Annotated in this window: 22 protein-coding genes; 9 read left to right on the top strand and 13 right to left on the bottom strand. The window is 67.7% G+C overall.

Annotation, left to right across the window (positions count from 1 at the left end):
- The first annotated feature begins 11 nt into the window (after window positions 1–11).
- On the top strand, window positions 12–1,556 hold the full coding sequence (locus tag ACFW3F_RS03225) for an acyl-CoA synthetase (protein WP_388054256.1): 1,545 nt from the start codon (window positions 12–14) through the stop codon (window positions 1,554–1,556).
- Window positions 1,557–1,844: 288 nt separating this feature from the next.
- Here ACFW3F_RS03225 and ACFW3F_RS03220 read toward each other — a convergent pair whose 3' ends face one another.
- Window positions 1,845–3,473: an ABC-F family ATP-binding cassette domain-containing protein gene (locus tag ACFW3F_RS03220; RefSeq protein ID WP_388054254.1), complete on the bottom strand. Its 1,629-nt coding sequence runs from the start codon at window positions 3,471–3,473 to the stop codon at window positions 1,845–1,847.
- Window positions 3,474–3,572: 99 nt separating this feature from the next.
- Here ACFW3F_RS03220 and ACFW3F_RS03215 point away from each other — a divergent pair, with 99 nt between their 5' ends.
- Entirely contained in the window at window positions 3,573–4,385 is an 813-nt protein-coding gene (locus ACFW3F_RS03215) for an SDR family oxidoreductase (protein WP_388054550.1), read from the top strand.
- A 58-nt stretch (window positions 4,386–4,443) separates the two neighbouring features.
- On the top strand, window positions 4,444–5,571 hold the full coding sequence (locus tag ACFW3F_RS03210; protein ID WP_388054252.1) for a lycopene cyclase family protein: 1,128 nt from the start codon (window positions 4,444–4,446) through the stop codon (window positions 5,569–5,571).
- Between the two features lie 22 nt (window positions 5,572–5,593).
- On the opposite strand, the gene ACFW3F_RS03205 is transcribed toward ACFW3F_RS03210, so the two are convergent.
- The 10 genes from ACFW3F_RS03205 to ACFW3F_RS03160 form a co-directional block, all read right to left on the bottom strand.
- Window positions 5,594–6,583, bottom strand: a complete 990-nt coding sequence (locus tag ACFW3F_RS03205) for an SGNH hydrolase domain-containing protein (protein WP_388054250.1) — start codon at window positions 6,581–6,583, stop codon at window positions 5,594–5,596.
- A 25-nt stretch (window positions 6,584–6,608) separates the two neighbouring features.
- Window positions 6,609–7,847 carry an acyltransferase family protein gene (locus ACFW3F_RS03200; protein WP_388054248.1) on the bottom strand — a complete coding sequence of 413 codons (1,239 nt, stop codon included), beginning with the start codon at window positions 7,845–7,847 and terminating at the stop codon, window positions 6,609–6,611.
- A 329-nt stretch (window positions 7,848–8,176) separates the two neighbouring features.
- Window positions 8,177–8,569, bottom strand: a complete 393-nt coding sequence (locus ACFW3F_RS03195) for a DUF1992 domain-containing protein (protein ID WP_388054246.1) — start codon at window positions 8,567–8,569, stop codon at window positions 8,177–8,179.
- Window positions 8,570–8,605: 36 nt separating this feature from the next.
- The gene (locus ACFW3F_RS03190) at window positions 8,606–9,001 is read right to left on the bottom strand and encodes a metal-sulfur cluster assembly factor (protein WP_388054244.1); all 396 of its coding nucleotides are present in this window, start codon (window positions 8,999–9,001) and stop codon (window positions 8,606–8,608) included.
- A complete protein-coding gene (gene sufU / locus ACFW3F_RS03185; protein ID WP_388054242.1) occupies window positions 8,998–9,465 on the bottom strand; it encodes a Fe-S cluster assembly sulfur transfer protein SufU in 468 nt (155 codons plus the stop codon). The genes ACFW3F_RS03190 and sufU overlap by 4 nt, the downstream gene beginning before the upstream one ends.
- Window positions 9,466–9,468: 3 nt before the next feature.
- Window positions 9,469–10,749: a cysteine desulfurase gene (locus ACFW3F_RS03180; RefSeq protein ID WP_388054240.1), complete on the bottom strand. Its 1,281-nt coding sequence runs from the start codon at window positions 10,747–10,749 to the stop codon at window positions 9,469–9,471.
- A gap of 62 nt (window positions 10,750–10,811) precedes the next feature.
- Window positions 10,812–11,585, bottom strand: a complete 774-nt coding sequence (gene sufC, locus ACFW3F_RS03175) for a Fe-S cluster assembly ATPase SufC (protein ID WP_388054238.1) — start codon at window positions 11,583–11,585, stop codon at window positions 10,812–10,814.
- Window positions 11,586–11,636: 51 nt separating this feature from the next.
- Complete coding sequence (gene sufD, locus ACFW3F_RS03170; protein ID WP_388054236.1) at window positions 11,637–12,830, bottom strand: Fe-S cluster assembly protein SufD; 1,194 nt, start codon at window positions 12,828–12,830, stop codon at window positions 11,637–11,639.
- Window positions 12,830–14,278, bottom strand: a complete 1,449-nt coding sequence (gene sufB, locus ACFW3F_RS03165; RefSeq protein ID WP_388054234.1) for a Fe-S cluster assembly protein SufB — start codon at window positions 14,276–14,278, stop codon at window positions 12,830–12,832. Before sufB ends, sufD begins: the two co-directional genes overlap by 1 nt.
- Window positions 14,275–15,129, bottom strand: coding sequence for a helix-turn-helix transcriptional regulator (locus tag ACFW3F_RS03160; protein WP_388054548.1), 855 nt, complete (start codon window positions 15,127–15,129; stop codon window positions 14,275–14,277). Before ACFW3F_RS03160 ends, sufB begins: the two co-directional genes overlap by 4 nt.
- Before the next feature lie 133 nt (window positions 15,130–15,262).
- Here ACFW3F_RS03160 and mptB point away from each other — a divergent pair, with 133 nt between their 5' ends.
- The 4 genes from mptB (at window position 15,263) to ACFW3F_RS03140 (ending at window position 20,066) form a co-directional block, all read left to right on the top strand.
- On the top strand, window positions 15,263–17,092 hold the full coding sequence (gene mptB, locus ACFW3F_RS03155) for a polyprenol phosphomannose-dependent alpha 1,6 mannosyltransferase MptB (protein WP_388054546.1): 1,830 nt from the start codon (window positions 15,263–15,265) through the stop codon (window positions 17,090–17,092).
- A 66-nt stretch (window positions 17,093–17,158) separates the two neighbouring features.
- Window positions 17,159–18,184, top strand: a complete 1,026-nt coding sequence (locus tag ACFW3F_RS03150; RefSeq protein ID WP_388054232.1) for an ABC transporter ATP-binding protein — start codon at window positions 17,159–17,161, stop codon at window positions 18,182–18,184.
- Window positions 18,181–19,011, top strand: a complete 831-nt coding sequence (locus ACFW3F_RS03145; protein ID WP_388054230.1) for an ABC transporter permease — start codon at window positions 18,181–18,183, stop codon at window positions 19,009–19,011. The genes ACFW3F_RS03150 and ACFW3F_RS03145 overlap by 4 nt, the downstream gene beginning before the upstream one ends.
- The gene (locus ACFW3F_RS03140; RefSeq protein ID WP_388054228.1) at window positions 19,008–20,066 is read left to right on the top strand and encodes a heme A synthase; all 1,059 of its coding nucleotides are present in this window, start codon (window positions 19,008–19,010) and stop codon (window positions 20,064–20,066) included. Before ACFW3F_RS03145 ends, ACFW3F_RS03140 begins: the two co-directional genes overlap by 4 nt.
- A 13-nt stretch (window positions 20,067–20,079) precedes the next feature.
- On the opposite strand, the gene ACFW3F_RS03135 is transcribed toward ACFW3F_RS03140, so the two are convergent.
- Complete coding sequence (locus ACFW3F_RS03135) at window positions 20,080–20,466, bottom strand: hypothetical protein (protein ID WP_388054226.1); 387 nt, start codon at window positions 20,464–20,466, stop codon at window positions 20,080–20,082.
- Window positions 20,467–20,498: 32 nt separating this feature from the next.
- On the opposite strand from ACFW3F_RS03135, the gene ACFW3F_RS03130 reads away from it, so the two are divergent.
- Window positions 20,499–21,473, top strand: a complete 975-nt coding sequence (locus ACFW3F_RS03130; protein WP_388054224.1) for a quinone oxidoreductase family protein — start codon at window positions 20,499–20,501, stop codon at window positions 21,471–21,473.
- A 7-nt stretch (window positions 21,474–21,480) separates the two neighbouring features.
- On the opposite strand, the gene ACFW3F_RS03125 is transcribed toward ACFW3F_RS03130, so the two are convergent.
- A complete protein-coding gene (locus tag ACFW3F_RS03125; RefSeq protein WP_388054222.1) occupies window positions 21,481–22,494 on the bottom strand; it encodes a heme o synthase in 1,014 nt (337 codons plus the stop codon).
- 325 nt (window positions 22,495–22,819) lie between these two features.
- Between ACFW3F_RS03125 and tkt the strand changes: the two genes are divergently transcribed.
- Window positions 22,820–24,898, top strand: coding sequence for a transketolase (gene tkt, locus ACFW3F_RS03120; RefSeq protein ID WP_388054220.1), 2,079 nt, complete (start codon window positions 22,820–22,822; stop codon window positions 24,896–24,898).
- Window positions 24,899–24,909: the final 11 nt, after the last annotated feature.

The following is a 24,909-nucleotide window of genomic DNA, read 5'->3' as shown; positions in this document are numbered from 1 at the left end:
GGAGTGCACCCTTGTTCCCAGGAGTCTTCGCGAAGTCCACCCCGGACAAGCCCGCGATCATCCGTGCCGCCACCGGTGAGCAGCTGACCTACCGGCAACTGGACGAGAATTCGACTCGGCTGGCCAACTATCTCGAGTCGCTCGGGCTCGAGCGCGGCGACAACATCGCGGTGGTGTCGGCCAACGACCTGCACGTCTTCGAGGTGTACTGGGCCGCCCTGCGCAGCGGACTGTATGTGACCGCCGTGAACCACCATCTCACCGCCGCGGAGACCAACTACATCCTCGGCGACTGCAACGCCCGGGTGCTCTTCGCCGGGGCGTCGGTCGTCGACGCGGTCTCGGCCAGCGGCGAGATCGAGGCCCTCACCGGACCCGGGCGGCGGCTGGCCTGGGGCGGCGACCTCGACGGCTTCGAGAACTACGACAAGATCCTGGCCGACGCCTCGCCCGAACCCCGCACCGACCAGCCGCGCGGAACCGACATGCTGTACTCGTCGGGCACCACCGGCCGCCCGAAGGGCATCAAGACGCCGATGCCCGAGGGGCAGGTGGACGAGGTGCCGGACATGTACACGGCGATCTTCGCGCCCATGTACGGCTACGACGAGACGGCCGTCTACCTCTCCCCCGCGCCGCTGTATCACGCTGCGCCACTGCGCTATTGCGGCATGACGAACTCCGTCGGCGGCACGGTCGTGATGATGGATCGCTTCGATCCGGAGGCGGCTCTCGCGGCCATCGAGAAGTACAAAGTGACCCACAGCCAGTGGGTGCCGACCATGTTCATCCGCATGCTCAAGCTGCCCGACGACGTCCGCACCAAGTACGACGTCAGCAGCCTGAAGATCGCCGTCCACGCGGCCGCGCCGTGTCCGGTCGAGGTCAAGCGGGCGATGATCGAGTGGTGGGGCCCGGTGATCCACGAGTACTACGCATCGACCGAGGCTGCGGGAGCCACCTTCATCGGACCGCAGGAGGCGCTCGACCACCCCGGCTCCGTGGGCAAGCCGCTGCTCGGCGTGGTCCACATCTGCGACGAGGACGGCAAGGAACTGCCCACCGGCGAGGTCGGCCAGGTGTACTTCGAGCGCGAGGACGTGGCCTTCCAGTACCACAACGACCCGGAGAAGACGCGCAGCGCCCAGCACCCCGAGCACGAGAACTGGTCGACGACAGGCGATGTGGGCTATGTCGACGAGGAGGGGTATCTGTACCTCACCGACCGCAAGGCCTTCATGATCATCTCCGGCGGCGTGAACATCTACCCGCAGGAGGCCGAGAACGTCCTCATCAACCATCCGGCCGTCTTCGACGTCGCAGTCATCGGGGTTCCCGACGCCGATCTCGGCGAAGTGGCCAAGGCCTGCGTCCAGCTCGCCGAGGGCCAGGAGCCCACGGACGAACTCGCCGAGGACCTGATCACCTTCACCAAGAACACCATCGCCGCGTACAAGGCCCCGCGGTCGGTCGACTTCGTCGACGATCTGCCACGGACACCCACCGGGAAACTCGTGAAGGGCGACCTGCGCAAGAAGTACTGGCCTGCGAGTTGACGCTGATGCCCACCGCTCCCTGATCCGAAAGAACCGCATAACCCCTGGTCCCTAATCCGAAAAAACCGCATACCCCTGGTCCCTAATCCGAAAGAACCGCATAACCCCTGGTCCCTGAGGTGCGAGGAGCGCTAGCGACGAGCCTCGAAGGGCCTGGTGAGACACGTTGCGAGACCCTTCGTGGCTCGCTTCGCTCGCACCTCAGGGAGCAGAGGGGGGTCTTTCGTGGTCCACGACGGCCGCCAGGCCGCAGATACTGAGGAGCGAGCTTGCGAGCGTCACCAAGGGTCAGGCCAGCTCGATGAGCTCCTGATACTCGTCGCTCCAGTGGTCCTCGGTGCCGTCCGGCAGCAGGATGACGCGTTGCGGGTCGAGAGCCGCGGCGGCGCCGGGGTCGTGGGTCACCAGAACGACCGCGCCGGTGTAGCTGCGGAGGGCGTCGAGGACCTGTTCTCGCGAGATCGGGTCGAGGTTGTTGGTGGGCTCGTCGAGAAGCAGCACGTTCGCCGCCGAGGACACCAGCCCCGCCAGTGTGAGGCGGGTCTTCTCGCCACCGGAGAGCGTGCCCGCCGGCTGATCGAGTTGCGCACCGCTGAACATGAAGGCGCCCAACAGACTTCGGAGGTCCTGCTCACCGGCATCGGGCGCCGCGTGCCGGATGTTCTCCCACACCGAAGCCCGGTCGTCGAGCGTGTCGTGTTCCTGCGCGAAGTAGCCGATCTTCAGGCCGAATCCAGGCTCGAGCTGTCCTGTGTCCGGTGTCTCCACTCCGGCGAGCATTCTCAGCAGCGTCGTCTTGCCCGCGCCGTTGAGCCCCAGCACCACGACCCGGCTGCCCTTGTCGATCGCCAGGTCGACGCCGGTGAAGATCTCCAGCGAGCCGTAGCTCTTCGACAATCCGGACGTCATCAGCGGCGTCTTGCCGCACGCTGCAGGTTCGGGGAACCGGATTCGGGCGGTGCGGTCGGCCACCCGCTCGTCGTCGAGCGCGTCGATCATCCGCTCGGCCCGCTTGAGCATGTTCTGCGCGGCAGTCGCCTTGGTGGCCTTGGCACCCAACTTCGCGGCCTGTGTGCGCAACGCGGAGGCCTTCTTCTCCGCGTTGGCCCGTTCGCGGCGGCGGCGCTGCTCGTCGGTCGCCCGGGCATCGAGGTAGCGCTTCCAGCTCATGTTGTAGATGTCGGCCTCACCGCGGACCGCGTCGAGGAACCAGACCCGGTTCACCACGTCGGCGAGCAGGTCGACATCGTGGCTGATCACCACGAGACCGCCCTCGTGGTTCTGCAGGAAGCTGCGGAGCCACGCGATCGAATCGGCGTCGAGGTGGTTGGTCGGCTCGTCGAGCAACAGAGTGGTGTCGGATTTTCCCGAGCCATCAGAGGCGGCGAAGAGAATCCGGGCGAGTTCGATACGACGGCGCTGACCACCGGACAGCGTGCGCAGCGGCTGCTCGAGAACCCGGTCGGGCAATCCGAGACTGCTGCAGATCCGTGCGGCCTCGGACTCGGCGATGTATCCACCCAGAGCCGCGAACCGCTCCTCGAGTCGCCCGTAGCGAGCCACTGCCTTGTCGCGCAGCTTGTCGTCGGCCGCCTCGGCCATCGCCGCCTGCTGCTTCTCCATGTCGCGCAGGATCTCGTCGAGCCCGCGCGCGGAGAGCACCCGATCCTTGGCCAAGACATCGAGGTCGCCCTCTTTCGGGTCCTGCGGGAGGTATCCGAGCTCACCGGACCGGCGGATCGACCCGGCATACGGCTCGGTCTCACCCGCCAGGATGCGCAACGTGGTGGTCTTGCCCGCACCATTGCGGCCGACGAGACCGATCCGGTCGCCGGGCTGGATACGTAGGGCGTCGCCGGGCGCCGACAACAGGGTCCGAGCGCCCGCTCGTACCTCAAGGTCGGTCGCGGTGATCACGACGGTCCAGTCTACCGGTGCCGGACCAGTGGTTTGTCCACCCGCGGTCGCTGACCCGCGCGACCGAGTCGACCCGCGGTGACACGGTGGACCGATACGGTGTGGGACGTGACGCAATCCACAACGATTCCGCAGAACTTCCCGCAGTCCTCCGACCTGACCGGCCGCTCGGCGCTCGTCACCGGTGCCAGTCGCGGCATCGGCGAGGCCATCGCCACCGAACTCGCTCGACGCGGCGCCTCGGTCGTCATCACGAGCCGCAAGGCCGAACCACTCGAGGACGCGGCCGGTCGGATCCGGGACGCGGTGCCCGGCGCGACGGTATCGGCGTGTGCCGGCAACACCGGCGACGCCGACGACAGGGCCGCCGCGGTGGCCGCCGCCGTCGCGCAGGGCGGCGGCATCCACATCCTCGTCAACAACACCGGCATCGCACCGCTTGCCGGTCCGCTGATGGGCGCCGACCTCGCCGCGTACCGCAAGACCTTCGACACCAACGTGGTCGCCGCCCTGGGGTTCGTCCAGGAGGCGTATCGAGCAGGCATGAAGGACACCGGTGGTTCCGTCGTCAACATCTCGTCGGTCGCCGGCTTACGGTCCACGGGTGTCATCGCGGCCTACGGGACGTCCAAGGCCGCACTGATCCGACTCACCGCCGAACTGGCGTGGGAACTCGGCCCGACCATCCGCGTCAACGCGATCGCACCGTCGATCGTGCGAACCAAGTTCGCGTCGGTGTTCACCGAGGGCGACAACGAGGCACGCGCCGCCGCGTCCTATCCGATGAAGCGCATCGGCGAACCCGAAGATGTCGCCCGCGCGGTCGCGTTCCTCGCGAGCGACGAATCGGCGTGGATCACCGGCGAGACCCTCGCCGTCGACGGTGGCATGCTGGCCACCGGCGGTTCATGACGTTCCGGCTCGACGACATGGTCCCGTCCGGATCGCCGCCGGTGACGAAGGACGGGGTGTGAGCTCCGGAGTCATCGTCGCGGGGGCCGGACCCGCCGGCCGCGCCCTCGTCCACCGATTGGCACATGCCGGCGTATCGGTCACGCTGGTGGACCCGTCTCCCGACCGGACCTGGCGGTCCACCTTCGCCTGCTGGTCCGACGAGCTGCCCGACTGGATCGAGCCGTCCGCCGTCGCCGCCCGGACCGAACGGGTCGGGGTCGCCGGTCGCGGCCTCGAGGAGGTGGCCCGCGGCTACACCGTCTTCGACACGCCCGGCCTCCAGCGGTCACTCACCCTCGACGGGGTTCCGATCAGGACCGCACGCGTGGTCGAGATCGACGGCGAGCGGGTCCATCTCGATGACGGAACCGTGCTGACCGGCGACGCAGTGGTCGACTGCCGCGGTGCGCTCCCCCATGACGCTCCTCGACAGACGGCGTACGGGATCGTCGTCGATGCACGGACAGCTGCGCCGATCCTGGCCGGACACGAAGCGCTGCTGATGGATTGGCGGGGCGGCGCGACTGACCGCCGGGCGCTGCCGTCGTTCTTGTACGTCGTACCCCTCGGCGGGGGCGAGTACCTCCTCGAGGAGACCTGCCTCGCCGGCTATCCCGCATTGGGTCTCGACGAGCTCGAGCGGCGTCTCGCCGACCGTCTGGACGGGATGCCGTCGGAGATCCTGCGGGTCGAGCACGTCGATTTCCCGCTGACCGGCTCGTCGCCACAACCGTGGCGCGACACCACGTTCCGGTTCGGCGCCGCGGGCGGATTCAAGAACCCGACAACGGGTTACAGCGTCGCGACTTCCCTGATGTGCACGGACGCGGTGGTGTCGGCTCTGGCCGCGGGCCGCGACCCCGCCGCGGATCTGTGGCCGTCCTCCACCCGCGCGGTACACAACCTGCGTCTGCGCGGACTCAGCGCGCTGCTCCGGCTGAGCCCTGCACAGACCATCGCCTTCTTCGAGGCGTTCTTCGCGATGCCCATTGCCGCACAACGCAGTTACCTGAGCGGTCGCGACGATCTCACCGGCACCATGGGCGCGATGACCCGGGTCATCAAGGCCGTCGACATGCGCACCCGCGCAGTGGTCGCGCGCGGTGCCATGTCGACTCCGGCATGGGCAGGCGACGCCGAGTGACCCGGTCGGGGATCCGATCCGGTCAGGGTTGCGCGCGCAGCGACGGCGCCATGATCTCTTCGATGGGCCCCGACAGGTACCGGGCGTACCGGCCTGTCAGGTGGAACCTGCCGGAGTACACCAGCTGATCGGCGATCACTGCCGGGCAGATCTCGGTGCAGAACCAAGGGTCGACGTCGATGAAGGTCTGGCCAGTGATCTCCGCGGCACCCGACCAGCCCGACTGGACCGGGAGAGCCTGCGACGCCGGCTCAGCGCATCGGGTGAGGTCGGTGGGATCGGCCGCCACGCACTCCGACGGACTCTCCGCCGGACGCGGGATACCGCCGAGCAGATAGGCTTTCGTGCCGGCGGGCAGCTCGTTGATCGTTGTCACCAGTCCGTCGCGCCAGATCTGTGGAGTGGTGTCCCGCCCGGGTCCCTGGTTGCCGCCGTCGTGCCAGCCGGCCATGACGACGATCTCCGCCTTCTCCCGGCCGATGGTCTCCATCCGCCAATCCTGCCAGTCGTCACATTCGGTGTAGGCCCGTTTGAGCTGCCACTGGTAGTAGGTCAGTGCAGCGGGGCCGCAGTTGCTCTTGGTCAATGCGAGAACTCGCCACCCGTTGCGCTTGCCGATGAGGTCGAACGCCGAGTGCCACATCGATGCCGCCGAGTCGCCGATGAGCGCCATGGTCCGGTTGCTGGTGGTGTCCCCGAGAATGCATGGTCCGATGTCGTCGAGCCGACCGACTTCCAGCGGCGGTTCGCAGTCCTCGACCGACCACTGGTCGGAGTAATCACCGCTGGCCGCCAGCAACTCGTCACTGGTGATGGTCGGCGGCAGGTCCCGCAGCGCAGTTGCGGCCCGGACCGCTGCCAGGACGTCGGTGGTCGACACCGCCGGGACGGTCTCCGATTCCGTACTCGTCGCGGCGCCCGACCGTTCGGGAACCGCCTGACATCCGCCCACCATCACGGCAGCACACAACGACACGGCCGCCACGACCTTGGCGGTGGCTCTCCTGGTCATCCGACGATCCTTTCGCAAAACACTCTCAGAACAGTTGCTGGACAAGGGGAATCGGGAGTGCCCAGCGGTAGCGCTCGAAGGCTGCGGCCGCGAACACGACGGCGACGCTCGCCGGGATGATGGCCAGACTCCACCACGGACGGTCGGCGAGGGCGCGCGACCGGCGGATCGGGTTCTCGAAGGCGTGGTACATGCCCGCCGCACACACGACGGTCGCACCGATGAGGAGCAGTTGAACCGGCAGGGTGAAGTCGGCACCGATGCGGGCAGCGGCGATGGTGAACAGCGGCCAGTGCACGAGATACAGCGAATAGGAGATGTCCCCGAGGTAGACGAGCACGCGCGCGCCCAGCACGGACACGGGAGCGGCGCGCTGCGTACGCATTCCGGTGATCAGGACCGCAGCGGTGCCGAGCACCGGGATGACGGCGATCCACCCCGGGAAGCCTCCGGTGTCGTCGAGGGCCACCACCGACCAACCGATGGCCACGAACCCGGCCCAGGCGAGTGCGGTGGCCACGGCCTGCCGCGCGACGACCCTGGTGGTCAGCCACGGTCTTGCGACGGCGAGCAGACAGCCGACCGCGAGCTCCCAGGCGCGGGTGAAGGGCGAGAAGAACGCTTCGACCCCGTTGACCGGGGTCAGCACGATCGAGTACAGGTAGCTCGCCAGCGCGAGCACGACCAGAACCCCGACGAGCAACTGCCGCAGAGTGACCAGTCTCGTCCGCGCTGCAACGCCGAGCGCCAGGATCATCAGCAGTGGCCAGACCAGGTAGAACTGCTCCTCGACCGCCAGCGACCAATAGTGTTGCAGCGGCGAGGGATCGCCGCCGAGCCGGGCATAGTCGGACCCGGTCTCGATGAAATGGAAGTTCGCGAGGAACAGCGATGCGGCTGTGGCATCCGGTAACACCCGAGCGCCCCGGACGAAGTTCGTGAACTCGAATGTCGCGACGACGGTGAGCACGATCACCAGGGTTGCGGCAGGCACGATTCGTCGAGCACGCGCGGCGTAGAAGCCGAGGAACCAGGCGCCACGCGATTCGGTGGGCCGCCGCAGAAGCATCTCGGTGATGACGTACCCGGAGATCACGAAAAAGACGTCGACCCCGACGAAACCGCCTGGGAAGCCCGGCATTCCGACATGGTCGAGAATGACCACCAGAACCGCGACCGCGCGCAGGCCCTGGACGACGGGGCTGCGGTGCCGTCGGGAGGATGCGGGCTGTTCGTCGCGCGCGGCGCCGACTGCAATTGCCACCGGCCCTGCCTTCGCTCCCCTGTGAGCTACCTGTGCAGCTCCTGGAGGGAAGCTAGCATGCAGGTTAGGCTAACCTCAAACTGTCGGCCTTGAGCGGACGGGCGATCGCAACCAGAGAAGCGCTTTCTGTATCCAGCGCGCAGATAACCGGACGTAGCGATTTTGTGCCGAGTACTTTTGGCGTCAACTGGGGGCCTCACGATCACGAGTACTGTCCCGGAACTTGACCGGCTGGATGTCAACGATCACAACCCTGTCGGGGGTGCTCGCGGGCACGTGCCGTCCTCCCGCGCAGACGAGTGCAAGGCGGAGCGGGCGCAACACAGGCGTCAGCTCCGCAGGGCCCGCCACCGCCGGATCACTTCGTCGACGTCGACGGTGTGCACGACGACGCTGTGCGGCAGCATCATCTGACGCGACGCCAGATGTGCCTCGCGCACACGGCGGTTGAAATCGGTCAGAATGTCCCGGACGGCGTTCTCGTCGGCGATGTCGCGCAGCGACTCCGGAAAGTCCTGTGCCTCCCGGCGCAATTGCAGCGGCGCCGGAAGCAGCGCCGACGAATCCAGGTTCTCATCGCGAATCTTGCGTTTGACCCACCAATCGGGATCGTCGCTGTCAGTGAGATCGAGCGGCTTGCCAGCACCCGGCAGATCATCGAACTCGCCGCGTTCGGTGGCCTCGCGGATCATCCGCTCGACGCGCGACTCGAAACGCCTCATGCGATCGCAGCCGGTGAATGATGCCAGACCGTCGGTTTAAACGGTGAAGCCGAGGGCGCGGAGCTGCTCGCGACCGTCGTCGGTGATCTTGTCGGGCCCCCACGGCGGCAGCCACACCCAGTTGATCTCCAGTTCGGTGCACAACCCGCTGCTGACGAGTGCGCCGCGGGACTGGTCCTCGATCACATCGGTCAGCGGACATGCCGCGGAGGTGAGGGTCATGTCGATCTTGGCGACCGCATCGTCGGTCACCTCGATGCCGTAGACCAGTCCGAGGTCGACGACGTTGATCCCCAGTTCGGGGTCCACCACGTCGCGCATGGCCTCTTCGACATCCTCGATCGCCGGTAGCGAGGTCGCCGGTGCCGGCGGCGTCCCCGTCACCCCGGTGTCGGTCGGGGCCGGGTCGGTGGTCACTGTGTCGTCACTCATGCTGTCTCCGCTCGTGTCTCATGACTGTCCATCGTCTGCGCGAGTGCGTCCTTGAAGGCCATCCAGCCCAGGAGTGCGCATTTGACGCGCGCCGGGTACTTGCTCACCCCGGTGAAGGCGATGCCGTCGCCGATGACGTCCTCGTCACCGGCGTCCTTACCGCGTGAGGTCATCATCGCGTTGAACGACGCGACGGTGGCCAGGGCTTCGCCGACCGATTGGCCGACGATGAGGTCGTGCAGCACCGACGTCGACGCCTGCGAGATCGAACATCCCTGTCCGTCGTAGGACACATCGTCGATGGTCGAGCCGTCGTCGGACACCGCCACGCGCAACGTCACCTCGTCTCCGCAGGTCGGGTTGACGTGGTGGACCTCCGCGCCGAACGGTTCGCGGAGTCCGCGGCCGTGCGGGTGTTTGTAGTGGTCCAGGATCACTTCCTGGTACATCTGTTCCATCCGCATCGCTCAGACCGTCCCGAAGAACTTCTGCGCCTTGACGATCGCGGCGCCGAGCGCATCGACCTCGGCGAACGTGTTGTACGCGGCGAAGGATGCACGAGCGGTGGCGGCGACGCCGAAGCGACGATGCAGCGGCCACGCGCAGTGGTGGCCGACCCGGATGGCCACGCCTTCGTCGTCGAGGATCTGACCGAGGTCGTGGGCGTGGATGCCGTCGACGAGGAACGACACCGCTCCCCCGCGGTCCGCAGAGGTGGCCGGACCGACGATGCGCAGACCCTCGATGGCGCCGAGCACCTCGAGTGCGCGTTCGGTGAGGTCATGTTCGTGGGCGGCCACCGCGTTCATACCGAGGGTCTCGAGGTAGCGGACAGCCGCGCCGAGTCCGACGACCTGCGAGGTCATGGGAACACCGGCCTCGAAGCGCTGCGGCGCAGGCGCGTAGGTCGACACCTCCATGGTGACCGTCTCGATCATCGAACCGCCGGTGATGAACGGGGGCAGCGCATTCAGCAGGTCGGCCTTGCCGTAGAGGGCTCCGACCCCGCTGGGTCCGAACATCTTGTGCCCGGAGAAGGCGGCGAAGTCGACGTCGAGTGCCGGGAAGTCGACCGGCATGTGCGGTACCGACTGGCACGCGTCGAGCACGACCAGCGCGCCGACAGCGCGCGCCCGGGCGACGAGCTCGGGCACATCGGCGACCGCGCCGGTCACGTTCGACTGATGGGTGAACGCGACGATCTTCACCGTCTCGTCGAGCACCAGCGAGTCGAGGTCGATCCGGCCGTCGTCGGTGACCCCGTACCAGCGCAGAGTCGCACCTGTGCGGCGGCAGAGTTCCTGCCACGGCACGAGATTGGCGTGATGTTCCAGCTCCGTCACGACAACGGTGTCGCCGGGTCCGAGCGGTGCACCACCCAGAACGGGAGCCGAGCGCGGGTCGCCGAGGGTGTAGGCCACCAGGTTCAGCGCCTCGGTCGCGTTCTTGGTGAACACGAGCCGCTCGGACGACGCCCCGACGAACTGTGCGATGACCTCGCGCGCGTCCTCGTAGGCGTCGGTCGCCTCCTCGGCGAGCTGATGGGCACCCCGGTGCACGGCGGCGTTGTGGTGGGTGAGGAAGTACCGCTCGGCGTCGAGTACCTGGACCGGCCGCTGTGAGGTCGCGCCCGAATCCAGGTACACCAGCGGCTTCTCGTCACGCACCGTGCGAGACAGGATCGGGAAGTCGGCCCGCAGCGCGGCGACGTCGAGTGCCGACGCGGTCACCTCGGTCGAGAGTGTCACCAGAGCACCTCCTGTGCTGAGGTAGTCGGAACGGTCGAGAATTCCGGGCGGGCGAGAGGGTCTCAGACGGCCTTGGCCGCAGAGGTGAAGCGCTCGTAGCCCTTCTCCTCGAGCACGTCGGCCAGCTCGGAACCGCCGGACTCGACGACTCGGCCGTTGACGAACACGTGCACGAAGTCGGGCTTGATGTAGCGCAGGATACGGGTGTAGTGCGTGATCAGGAGGACGCCGCCGTTGTCGCGCTCCTTGTAGCGGTTGACGCCCTCGCTCACCACGCGCAGCGCGTCGACGTCGAGGCCGGAGTCGGTCTCATCCAGGATTGCGATGCGCGGCTTGAGCAGGTCGAGCTGGAGGATCTCGTGGCGCTTCTTCTCACCGCCGGAGAATCCCTCGTTGACGCTCCGCTCCGAGAACGACGGGTCGATGTCGAGCGCGGTCATCGCCTCCTTGGTCTCCTTGACCCAGTGACGCAGCTTCGGCGCCTCACCACGCACGGCCGTGACGGCGGTGCGCAGGAAGTTCGACATCGAGACCCCGGGGACCTCGACCGGGTACTGCATCGCCAGGAACAGGCCCGCGCGGGCGCGCTCGTCGACGCTCATCTCGAGGACGTCTTCGCCGTCGAGGGTGATCGATCCGGAGGTCACCTCGTACTTGGGATGGCCGGCGATGGCATAGGACAGCGTCGACTTGCCGGAACCATTGGGTCCCATGATGGCGTGGGTCTCGCCCGACTTCACGGTCAGGTCGACACCCTTGAGGATGTGAATGGGCTCGGCGTCGGTGTCGCTCTGGACGACGTCGACGTGCAGGTCACGGATTTCCAGTGTGGTCATGTCGGTTCTTTCTCAGGCTGTGGAATGTTCGTGGGCTGGCGCGACGGGCGGTCAGGCGCCGGCGATCTCGAGCTCGCGTTCGACTGCGGCGGAGAGACGTTCGCGGAGTTCCGGGACACCGATCTTGGCGATCACCTCGCCGAAGAAGCCACGGATGACCAGGCGACGCGCCTGATCCTCCGGGATACCGCGGGCCTGGAGGTAGAACAGCTGCTCGTCGTCGAATCGTCCGGTGGCACTCGCGTGGCCTGCCCCGACGATCTCGCCGGTCTCGATCTCGAGATTCGGCACCGAGTCGGCCCGGGCATTGTCGGTGAGCACCAGGTTGCGGTTGAGTTCGAAGGTGTCGGTGCCCTCGGCCTCGGCCCGGATGAGCACGTCGCCGATCCACACGGTGTGGGCCTCGCGGGAGCGGTCGCCCGACGTATCACCCTGCAGCGCACCCTTGTAGACCACGTTGGACCGGCAGTGCGGCTGACTGTGATCAACGAGGAGACGCTGCTCGAGGTGCTGGCCGGCGTCGGCGAAGTACAGACCCCACATCTCGACGTCGCCACCGGGCGCGTCGTAGTGGACGATCGGTGACAGCCGAACGAGGTTGCCGCCGAAGCTGATCGCGAAGTGGCGGACCACGGCGTCACGGCCCACGCGCACGTGGTGCGTGGCGACGTGCACCGCGTCATCCGCCCAGTCGTGGACGTTGACCACGGTGAGCGCTGCGCTGTCGCCGACGACGAACTCGACGTTCTCGGCGAAGGTTCCGCTGCCCTGCTGGTCGAGGACGACCACCGCGCGGGCGAACGCCTCGAGGCGGATCTGGATGTGACCGAACCCGGTCTCACCCTCGCCGGGACCGGTCACCGTGATGGTGACCGGGTCGGCGAGCTCGACTTCGCGGCCCACGGTCACCACGGTCGCCTGCGTGAACGACGAGTACGCCTGTGCGGCAACACGGTCGAACGGCACGCCGCCCTCGCCGAGACGCTTGTCGTCCCGGCCGACGGTCTCGACCGTCACGCCGTCGGAATCCCCGGGGGTGGTCACCTCCACGCCCGCCTCCGCGGTCCGCTGCGCGGACCCGTCGTGCAGACCGCGCAACCGACGGAACGGGGTGAAGCGCCAGGCCTCCTCGCGAGGACTGGGCACCTCGAACGCGTTGACATCGAACGAGGTGAACAGCTCACCCTTGTTGACGACGGGCGCCTGGGAACCAGGGGTGGACACGGGCAGTGTGGGATCGGCCATCAGCCGACAGCTCCTTCCATCTGAAGCTCGATCAGGCGGTTGAGCTCGAGCGCGTATTCCATCGGGAGTTCCTTGGCGATCGGCTCGACGAAGCCGCGGACGACCATCGCCATCGCCTCGTCCTCGGTGAGGCCACGGCTCATGAGGTAGAAGAGCTGGTCGTCGCTCACCTTGGACACGGTCGCCTCATGTCCCATCGTCACGTCGTCCTCGCGGATGTCGACGTAGGGATAGGTGTCGCTGCGGGAGATCGTGTCGACGAGCAGCGCATCGCATTTCACCGTCGAGCGGCTTCCGTGAGCGCCGTTGTTGATCTTGATCAGACCGCGGTAGGACGCGCGTCCGCCACCGCGGGCCACCGACTTGGAGACGATGTTGCTCGAGGTGTTCGGAGCGAGGTGCACCATCTTGGAACCGGTGTCCTGGTGCTGTCCGGGACCCGCGAACGCGACCGAGAGGACCTCGCCCTTGGCGTGCTCACCGGTCAGCCACACGGCCGGGTACTTCATGGTGACCTTGGAGCCGATGTTGCCGTCGACCCACTCCATGGTGGCGCCGGCCTCGGCCTTGGCTCGCTTGGTGACCAGGTTGTAGACGTTGTTCGACCAGTTCTGAATGGTCGTGTAGCGGCACCGGCCGCCCTTCTTCACGATGATCTCGACGACCGCGGAGTGCAGTGAATCCGTCTTGTAGATCGGCGCGGTACAGCCCTCGACATAGTGCACGTAGGCACCCTCGTCGACGATGATCAGCGTGCGCTCGAACTGGCCCATGTTCTCGGTGTTGATCCGGAAGTAGGCCTGCAGCGGGATGTCGACGTGGACGCCCGGCGGCACATAGATGAACGAGCCGCCCGACCACACCGCGGTGTTGAGTGCGGAGAACTTGTTGTCACCCGCGGGGATGACGGTCCCGAAGTACTGCTGGAAGATCTCCGGGTGCTCTTTGAGCGCGGTGTCGGTGTCGAGGAAGATGACGCCCTGCTGCTCGAGGTCCTCGCGGATCGAGTGATAGACGACCTCGGACTCGTACTGCGCCGCGACACCGGAGACCAGCCGCTGCTTCTCCGCCTCGGGGATGCCCAGCTTGTCGTAGGTGTTCTTGATGTCTTCGGGCAGGTCGTCCCACGTGGCGGCCTGCTTCTCGCTGGAGCGCACGAAGTACTTGATGTTGTCGAAGTCGATACCCTCGAGACCCGCACCCCAGCCGGGCATGGGCTTCTTGTCGAAGATCTTCAGCGCCTTGAGGCGCTGTTCGAGCATCCACTCGGGTTCGCTCTTCTTCGCCGAGATGTCGGCGACGACCGCCGGTGACAGTCCGCGCTTGGCGCTCGCGCCCGCGACGTCGGAGTCGGCCCAGCCGTAGCCGTACTTGCCGAGGGCGGCGATCGTCTCCTCTTGGGTGAGGGGCGCCGCGGGGGTCGGGGTGGCCGGATCGGTGACAGTCATCGCGTGGCCTTTCGGGTTGTCATGGCGTTCGGTGTCGGTGCAGAGGTCGCGCGGCGCGATACGGGCTGGATATCGAGGTCCGCCGCGGCCCCTGGTCGATCGGGTCTGTCCTCGTGCGCCCCACCCGGCGGCGGGTGGATCGGCACATGGGTCGTGCAGGCGCAGTCACCGTTGGCGATGGTCGCCAGGCGCTGGACGTGCGTGCCGAGGAGTTCGGTGAAGACCGCGGTCTCCGCCTCACACAGCTCCGGGAACTCGGTGGCGACGTGCGCCACCGGGCAGTGGTGCTGGCAGATCTGCAGGCCGGTCCCGACCTGACGTGTGTTGGTCGAGTACCCCGCGCTGGTGAGGGCATCGGCGATCTCGTCGACCGTGTCGGCCACCGTCACCGGATCGGTGCTGGGACGGACATCGGCCACGATGCGTTCGACGCGTTCGCGGGCGAATTCGGCGACCGCGTCCGTGCCTCCGAGGTCACGGAGCTTGCGCATGGCCGCGCCCGCGAGGTCGTCGTATGCGTGCCGCATCTTGCCGCGCCCGGTGGCGGTGAGCTGGAAGTACTTCGCGGGTCGGCCCCGGCCGCGCTGGCCGAATCCCGGCGAGGCGACTTCGATGTCTCCCGCACCTTCGAGGGCGTCGAGGTGGCGTCGGACTCCGGCCGCCGAGATCCCGAGACGCTCGCCGATCTCACCCGCGGTGAGGGGTCCGTCCTCGACGAGCAAGGTGACCACGGCCTCACGCGTCTGACCGTCGTGGTGCGTGTCGGCGGCACCGGTCGTTCCAGCGACGCCCGTACCAGCGGAGGGCACGGCGCCGGCACTGTCCGAAGACAGCACAACATCGTTCCGCATGGTTTTCACAACACGAGTGTGACGTAATTGCTTCCCACCTGCCAGCAAGGGTGCCCTTAGCGCAGGGGGTCGTCGGGCCACCACGTCCGGCTATTACAGTCGTCGTGTGCCCGAAACCACAGCTCCGCGCCGCGTGCCGGACTACTTCGGACTCGTGTGGACCCGGTTGCTCGCCGTGCTGAACTACCTCGGACTGCGCAAACAGCGCCCCGCCGACACCGCTCCCGCCGACACCGACCGCGGCGACTACGGCAAGACGCTCGCCCGTCTGCACGACGACGAGCGCGAGGTCGGACCGCTCAACGCCGAGGAGACCCGTCGGTTGCGCCGCATCAAGCTGTTCGGCGCCACGGGTTCGGTCCTCATCCTCATCGGCGCCCTCGGGACCGGTGCGGTACCCGTGCTGCAGAACCCGGTGGCCGGGATGCGGGTCCTGTCGTTGCCGTCACGAATGTTCGGTACCGCCCTCGCGTTGTCGATCGGTGGTGCGATCACTCTGGTGGTCGCGTGGCTGCTGCTCGGACGGTTCGCGGTCGGCCGGTTCAGCGTCGAGGTGCGTCACGGCCGGAGCCCCGAGCGCCGCATGAGCCGGCGCCAGGCCGATCGGACCCTCATGCTGTGGATCGCGCCGATCATCGTGGCGCCCCCGCTGCTCAGCAAGGACATCTATTCGTATCTTGCGCAGAGCGCGATCGCGTTCCGCGGCATGGACCCCTACTCGGTGAGCCCGGTCCGTGGGCTGGGGGTCGACCACATCCTGACCAGGTCGGTCCCCAACCTGTGGCGCGACACCCCGGCGCCCTACGGTCCGTTCTTCCTCTGGATCGGTGAGGGCATCACCAAGGTCACCGGCGACAACATCACCGCCGCGATCTTCCTGCACCGCATCGTCGCGCTGACCGGCGTCGCCCTCATCGTCTGGGCACTCCCGCGACTGGCCCGCCGATGCGGGGTGTCGTCGGTGGCCGCACTCTGGCTCGGGGCGATGAATCCGCTGGTCATCCTGCATCTCGTGGGCGGCATCCACAACGAGGCCCTGATGCTCGGGCTGATGCTCGTCGGTCTCGAGTTGAGCTTCCGTGCGATCTACGGCGCCGAACGATTACGCCGACCGGGCACGTTCGTCCCCACCCGCGCGGGTTGGTTGCTCGTCGCCGGCGGCGCCGTGCTCGCGGCATCGGCGATGATCAAGGTCACATCGATGCTCGCGCTCGGCTTCGTCGGCATCGCCCTGGCCATGCGCTGGGGCGCCACGCTGCCCGCTCTCCGTCACGCCCCGATCCGCGAATGGTGGGGCCGGTCGCGCTGGTCGGTGTACATGCTGAGCGCGTCCGCGGCCTTCTACGTCGTGGTCCTCGGCGTCGTGATGATGGGCATCTCGCTGGGAACCGGCCTCGGCTTCGGCTGGACCGGCACATTGTCGACGGGCGAGATCGTCCGCTCCTGGATGTCGATGCCCACGCTGCTGTCGGTGACCACCGGGCGGATCGGGGTGACCCTGGGTCTCGGCGAACACACGCAGGCGATCCTCGAGGTGGCCCGACCCATCGCACAGCTCGTCGCCGCCCTGTTCATCGTCCGGTGGATGCTGGCCACCCTCGGGGGCCGACTCCATCCGCTCGGCGCGCTCGGTGTGTCGATGGCCACAGTTGTGCTGTTCTTCCCGTTCGTCCAGGCCTGGTACCTCCTCTGGGCCGTGATCCCGCTTGCCGCCTGGGCCACCCGTGCCTGGTTCCGGATCTCGACCATCGCCGCATCGGCGATCATCGCGATCGTGGTGATGCCCACCAGTTCCAACACGAGCGGAGTAGTACTGGCACAAGGACTTCTGGCCGGCGTGATCATGGTCGCGGTTCTCACCGCACTGTTCTTCGAGGACCGTGCGCCCCGTCGCCGGCGCCGTCGCGGACCGTCACCGGACGACGACGAGGCCCCCGCCGCGTCGGCATCGGCGCAGCGATGAGCACGCGCACGGTGGGCCCTGTCACCGTTTTTCGTCCCTGGGCTCCGAGCGCCTAGTCTGACCTGTGTGCGAAGCACGACCTCTCGGCAGATCAGCGACGACGATCGGGTGAACGATCGTCGGCTCCGCGATCCCGGGTCCGGAGGCTCGTCCACGGATTCACCCACCCCGCCCCCTCCCGCCGTCGAGGTCCGGGGTCTGGTCAAACGCTTCGGTGACCGCACCGCCGTCGACCGGCTCGACCTCACCCTCGAACGCGGCGAGATCCTGGCCCTCCTGGGTCCCAACGGCGCGGGCAAGACCACGACCGTCGAGATCTGCGAGGGCTTCACCGCGCCCGACGCCGGGAGCGTGCGCGTCCTGGGACTCGATCCCATCGCCGACAACGACGCGCTCCGACGCCGGATCGGCGTCATGCTGCAGGGTGGCGGCGCCTACCCGGGAGCTCGAGCCGAGGAGATGTTGCGCCTGGTCGCGGCGTACTCGGCGGATCCCATCGACCCCGAGTTCCTCCTCGACGCACTCGGACTGACCGAGGTCCGGCGTACGTCCTATCGACGCCTGTCCGGCGGACAGCAACAGCGCCTCGCGCTGGCGTGTGCGGTCGTCAGCCGACCCGAACTGGTCTTCCTCGACGAGCCGACCGCGGGACTCGATGCGCACGCCCGCCTGGTCGTGTGGGAACTCATCGATCGGCTCAGGGCCGACGGTGCCTCCGTGCTCTTGACGACGCACCTGATGGACGAGGCCGAAGAGCTCGCCGACCACGTCGCGATCATCGACCACGGGCGAGTCGTCGCCGACGGGACGCCCGCCGACCTCACGAGCACCGGGGCGGAGAACGAACTGCGTTTCACCGCACCCCGCGGACTCGACCTGTCGATGTTGGTTCTCGCGCTTCCGGAGGACTACCACTGCACGGAAGCGACCCCCGGCTCCTACCTCGTGATCGGTCCGATGACCCCGCAGGTGCTGGCGACCGTCACCGCATGGTGCGCCAAGATCAACGTCCTCGCGACCGACCTTCGCGTCGAGACGCGCAGCCTCGAAGACGTCTTCCTCGATCTGACCGGACGGACTCTTCGACCGTGACCTCACCCGCACCCACCGGACTCCCCCGTCCCGCCGACCGTGCCGCCGGAACCTTTCCCGACGGCCTGTTCGGTCCGGCTCCCCGTGCGGCGTCGCTACCGGCGATGATCGCGGCGCAGAGCACCCTCGAACTCAAGCTCCTGCTCCGCAACGGCGAGCAGCTGCTCCTCACGATGTTCATCCCCATCACGCTGCTCGTCGGATTGTGCCTGCTGCCGATCGACACCGGCCTCGGCGCCGGCCCGGCAGAGCGGGCGGCCTTGTTCGTCCCGGCGATCCTGACCGTGGCGGTGATGTCGACAGCGTTCACCGGGCAGGCGATCGCCGTCGGGTTCGACCGTCGCTACGGTGCACTGAAACGCCTCGGCGCCACGCCTATCCCGCGCTGGGGGATCATCGCGGGCAAGTCGATCGCCGTGCTCGTCGTGGTCGCGCTGCAGTCGGTGATCCTCGGCGCGATCGGTGCCGCGTTCGGGTGGCGGCCGAGTCCGGTCGGCCTGCTGATCGGTGCGGTCGTGCTCGCGGTCGGCACCGCCTGCTTCGCTGCGCTCGGTCTGCTGCTCGGCGGCACGCTGAAGGCCGAGGTGGTCCTGGCGCTGGCGAACCTGCTCTGGTTCGCGTTCATCGGCCTCGGCAGTCTCGTCGTCGTCGATTCCAACATTCCCGATGCCGTGCACTGGATCGCGCGGTGCATCCCCTCGGGGGCCCTGAGCGAGGCGCTCGAGATGGCCTCGGAGGGTTCGTTCGACGCCTTCGGGGTGGGTGTCTTGCTGGTGTGGGCCGCGGTGGCCGGCACCTTGGCGGTGAGGTGGTTCCGATTCCGATGACATCCGATACTTCCAACGCTCCGGCGACGTCCCGGTCCGGCGAGCGACCCGCGTCCGGTGGGGACGCCCCCCGTCCGCTGACCGGCCCGTGGCGGTTCGTCCCCGGCTTCGGTCGGCCGACAGCCCGATTCGTGCACCGTTGGGCGATCGCCCTGCTCGTCTCGAACGTGGGCATCGTGGCGACCGGCGGCGCGGTCCGTGTGACCGCCTCGGGACTCGGTTGCCCCACCTGGCCGCGGTGCACCGACGAATCGTTCGTGCCGCACGGCGAGCTGGGCATGCACGGCGCGATCGAGTTCGGCAACCGCCTGCTCACCTTTGTGCTGATCATCATCGCCATCGCGACCTGGGTCGCGGTCCTGCGCCTCGCGGGGTCGGCGCGTCGGGACAAGTGGCTGGTCACCCTGATCGCGCTCGGCATCCCGTTCCAGGGGGTCATCGGCGGCATCACGGTGCTGACCCAGCTCAATCCGTGGGTCGTGGCGCTGCACTTCCTGCTGTCGATGGCGTTGGTGTCGGCATCCACCGTGCTGGTCTACCGGATGCGCCCGTACCCCGTTCCGGCCGAGCCCGAGGCCCTCGACTCGGACGCCCCTCCGACGGCGACCCGCCGACTCGGCATCTACCTGGCCTGGCTCGTCTACCTCGTCACCTGGGTGACGATCTACCTCGGCACGGTCGTGACCGGCTCCGGGCCGCATGCCGGCGATGCGGACGCCCCGCGCAACGGTCTCGACCCCGGCAACGCGACACAGCTGCACGCCGATGCCGTCTTCGCCCTCGTCGGACTCGCGATCGCGGCCCTTGTCTACGCGCGGGTCTTCGCGCGTCCGCAGCAGCGATCGGCAGTGGTGTTCATGCTGCTCCTGTTGCTGCAGGGTGTGATCGGGTTCGTCCAGTTCGCGACCGACCTGCCCGTAGCCCTCGTCATCGCGCACATGTTCGGCAGCGCGGTACTACTCATCGGCGCCACCTGGCAGCTCGTGATCGCCAGGAACCCGATCCCGAAGAACCCGGTCACGAAAAAGGCAGACCCGCTGCGCGAGCCTGCCTGATCGACGTCGGACCTCAGAGGATGGCGCGGTTACGCGCCCGCGGGAAGCGCTTCTGCCGCGCGACCCAACCAGCCATCTTGCGGTAATGCGAAGTCGACACCGTCGTCTCCGACGTGAGATCGCGGTCCCATTCGGCGATCTCGAGACCGTCCACCGCGTCCACCACGGCCTGCGCGGTCGCGAGATCCGGCACGACCCGGTCACCGAGGATGCCGTTTGCGTCGCCCACCAGCGTGATCCGTACGCCGGCATCGCCGATGGCCTGGAGGACGACCTTCGCGCTTCCACCTTCGCGGGCGACGAACTTGCGTACCGAGGCGACGACCTCGGTGGGTGCCTCGATCTTCTGCGGCGTGTCCGAGTTCTCGTCGGCGGTGGTGTTCGTCATGGGGGTCAGCATACCGGGGTGATTTCTGCGTGTAGAACGGTGTCGTGCGTGCTATCCAGGTGACCCGCCACGGCGGACCCGATGTCCTTACCTTCGGCAGCGTCGACGATCCCATCCCCGCGGCCGACGAGGTGATCGTCCGGACCTCCGCGGTGGGCGTCAACTTCATCGACACCTACCTGCGTCGCGGTCTCTATCCCTCGACGCCGCCGTACATTCCCGGCACCGAGGGCTCGGGCGTCGTCGTCGCCACCGGCCCGGACGTGACCTCGTTGCACGAGGGCCAGCGCGTGGCGTGGTGTGCGGCACCCGGGTCCTACGCCGAGCTCGTCGCGGTCCCGGCGTCGAAAGCGGTCCCGGTGCCCGACGCCGTCGACGATGCGGTGGCCGGGTCGTCGTTGCTGCGCGGTCTGACCGCTCATTATCTTCTCGACGGGAGCGCCCATCCCCAGGCGGGTGATCCGGTCCTCGTACACGCCGGCGGTGGCGGCGTGGGGCTGATCCTCACCCAGCTCGCCAAGCGCCGAGGACTGACGGTCATCACGACGGTGTCCTCCGACGAGAAGGAGGAACTCTCCCGTGCGGCGGGTGCCGACCATGTTCTGCGCTACGGCGCGGACCTGAGCTCCCGTGTCCGTGACCTCACCGAGGGGCGCGGGGTCCCGGTGGTCTACGACGGCGTCGGTGCCGACACCTTCGAACAATCGCTGGCGTCGACCGCGGTCCGGGGGATCATCGTGCTCTTCGGGGCGGCGAGCGGTCCGGTGCCGCCGTTCGACCTCCAGCGCCTCAACGCCGCCGGATCGCTGTCGGTGACCCGGCCGACGCTCGCGCACTTCACCGCGACGTCCGAGGAGCTCCACCGGCGGGCAGACGAGTACTTCGCGGCGATCGTCGACGGTAGCGTCGAGGTACGTGTCGGACAGCGCTACCGGTTGGCCGACGCGGCGACGGCCCACGCAGATCTGGAAGCTCGCGTCACGACGGGCACGACGGTGCTGGTGCCCGCAGGGGTCTGATCCGGCCTCAGAAGTAGGACGAGATGGTCTGCAGTCCGACGACCGCGTCGATCGCCAGACCGCAGAACACGATGGCGAGGTACTCGTTGGACTGCAGGAACACCTTGAGGGGCGCGACCTCGACACCGCGTTTGGTGTCCCGGTAGAGCTTGGTGACCCGCTCGAGGAACCACGCACCGGCGGCGAGCGCGATCACCGTGTAGATCCAGCTGGTCGCCGGGATCAGCAACAGTGAGCTGATGACGGTGAGCCAGGTGTACACGAGCATCTGGCGGGTGACGCGTTCCTCCGTCGCGATGACGGGGAGCATCGGCACGCCGGCGGCCTTGTAGTCCTCCTTGTAGCGCATCGCAAGCGCCCAGGTGTGCGGCGGCGTCCAGAAGAAGATGACGGCGAACAGCACGATCGGCTGCCAGCTGATCGTGCCGGTGACCGCGGCCCAGCCCACCATTGTCGGCATGCATCCGGCGGCACCGCCCCACACCACGTTCTGCCAGGTGCGACGTTTGAGGATCAGGGTGTAGACGCCGACGTAGAACAGGATGGTCGCGGAGACGAGCAGCGCAGACAGGAGATTGGCCGCGAAGTACAGCACCGCGAAGGACGCGGCCCACAGCACGAGACCGAAGACGAGAGCGCTGCGTGTCGAGACGGCCCGGCGGGCCAGCGGACGCCGGGCGGTGCGCTTCATCTTCTTGTCGATGTCGGCGTCGGCCACCATGTTCAGGGTGTTGGCACTGCCGGCGCCGAGCCAACCGCCGATCAGGGTGAAAGCGATGACAGCGATGTCGACGTGGCCGCGGTCGGCCTGCAGCATGACCGGGATCGTCGCGACGAGAAGCAACTCGATGACACGCGGCTTGGTCAGCGCGATGTAGGCGAGCACCGTCGCACGCACACGCCCGGCCCACGACAGATCGGCCGGCGCGACCGAGTCGGTCGATACCTGCGGATTCGATGCGGTGTCGGTCGAGTGAGATGCGGCGGAACTGTCCCCGCTCGCACGCTCCCCTATCCTCACGAACACTCCTCGTCCGCCCGCACAGACGCCCGCGGGCTACTACAGAGCATGGTAGACGTTTGCCTTTGCGAACCGTGAATCGAGGCGGGGCGACGCCTCGGGCGGGCCCTCGACCGGCAACGACGTCCCGACTCGTCGGTAACCATCGGTCGGCGCGCAGCGTGGGCCCGGCGCCGATTACTCTGGACTCGTACGCACCGACGATCGTCGGTTGCCGCACTACCGACAGCCGCCAGTACCCAGCGCCCACCAGTACCGATCGCCCCCCAGTACCGATCGACACCGTACGAATCGCACCGAGCAGGCACAGGAGACAATCAGCATCGTGGCCGACACAGACGAGATCCGCGCATTGACCACCCCCCGTCACCCGGACGACTGGACCGACCTCGACACCCGCGCCGTCGACACGGCACGGCTGCTGGCCGCCGACGCCGTCCAGAAGTGCGGAAGCGGGCACCCCGGTACCGCGATGAGCCTCGCTCCCCTCGCCTACACCTTGTTCCAGCGAGTGATGCGCCACGACCCCACCGACACCGATTGGGCCGGCCGCGACCGCTTCGTGCTCTCGTGCGGACATTCGAGCCTCACGCTCTACATCCAGCTCTATCTCGGTGGTTTCGGTCTCGAACTCTCCGACATCGAGGCGCTGCGCACCTGGGATTCCCTCACCCCGGGGCACCCGGAGTTCCGCCACACCCGAGGTGTCGAGATCACCACCGGCCCGCTGGGGCAAGGTCTCGCCTCGTCGGTCGGCATGGCGATGGCGGCCCGGCGCGAACGCGGCCTGTTCGACCCCGACGCGGCACCCGGACAGAGTCCGTTCGACCACTACATCTATGTCATCGCCTCCGACGGTGACATCGAAGAGGGCGTGACCTCCGAGGCCAGCTCGCTGGCCGGAACCCAGCAGCTCGGCAACCTGATCGTGTTCTACGACCAGAACCAGATCTCGATCGAGGACGACACCGACATCGCCCTGTCCGAGGATGTGGCGAAGCGCTACGAGGCCTACGGTTGGCATGTCCAGACCGTGGAGGGCGGCGAGGACATCGTCGCCATCGAGGCTGCGATCGAGGCAGCCCAGCAGGTCATCGACCGGCCGTCGATCATCTGTCTGCGCACCATCATCGGGTATCCCGCCCCGAACATGATGAACACCGGCATGGCCCACGGCGCGGCACTCGGCGAAGACGAGGTCGCGGCGACGAAGAAGGTCCTCGGCTTCGACCCCGAGAAGAACTTCGAGGTCACCGACGAGGTGATCGGCCACACCCGCAAGCTGGTCGACCGGGGCGCCGAGGAGCGCACGGCCTGGACCTCGTCGTTCGACGCATGGGCGGAGAAGAACCCCGACGCCAAGAAGCTGTTCGACCGGCTCACCGCCCACGAACTGCCCGAGGGCTGGACCGACGTGCTGCCCAGCTGGAACGTGGGCGACAAGGACGTCGCGACCCGTAGCGCGTCCGGCAAGGTGCTGAGCGCCCTCGCGCCCGTGCTGCCCGAGCTGTGGGGCGGTTCGGCGGACCTGGCCGGCTCGAACAACACGACGATGGACGGCGAACCGTCGTTCGGTCCGACCTCGATCAGCACCAAGAAGTGGTCGGCCAACCCGTACGGTCGCACCCTGCACTTCGGCGTCCGTGAGCACGCGATGGGATCGATCCTCTCGGGCATCGCCCTGCACGGTCCGACCCGCGCCTACGGCGGCACGTTCCTGCAGTTCGCCGACTACATGCGTCCCGCGGTCCGCCTCGCGGCGCTGATGGAGATCGACCCGATCTACGTCTGGACCCACGACTCGATCGGTCTGGGCGAAGACGGTCCGACCCACCAGCCGATCGAGCACCTCGCCGCTCTGCGCGCGATCCCGAATCTCGATGTCGTCCGTCCCGGCGACGCCAACGAGACCGCGTACGCGTGGCAGCACCTGCTGACCCGCCGCAACCACCCGGTCGGCCTGGCCCTCACCCGCCAGAACATCCCGATCCTGGAGGGCACATCGGCGCAGGGCGTCGCCAACGGCGGGTACGTCCTGAGCGACTCCGAGGGTGACCCGCAGGTCGTGCTGATCGGCACCGGCTCCGAGGTCCACCTGGCCGTCGACGCACAGAAGGCATTGGCGGACAAGGGAATCAAGGCTCGAGTCGTATCGATGCCCTGCGTCGAATGGTTCGATGAGCAGCCACAGGGGTACCGCGACCACGTGCTGCCGCCGTCGGTTCCGCGCGTCGCCGTCGAGGCCGGGATCGCCATGCCCTGGTACCGCATCGTCGGCGCCGGTGGCGAGATCGTCTCGATCGAGCACTTCGGGGCCTCCGCCGACTACAAGGTGCTGTTCACCAAGTTCGGTATCACCGCCGAGGCCGTGACCGCGGCCGCCGAGCGCGCTGTCGCCGGCTGAGCGCCCACAAC

It is taken from the genome of Gordonia sp. NPDC058843, assembly GCF_042743165.1.
Taxonomy (GTDB): Bacteria; Actinomycetota; Actinomycetes; order Mycobacteriales; family Mycobacteriaceae; genus Gordonia.
The sequence above is the reverse complement of the archived record's forward strand: the minus strand, read 5'-3'. Positions and strand labels throughout refer to the sequence as shown.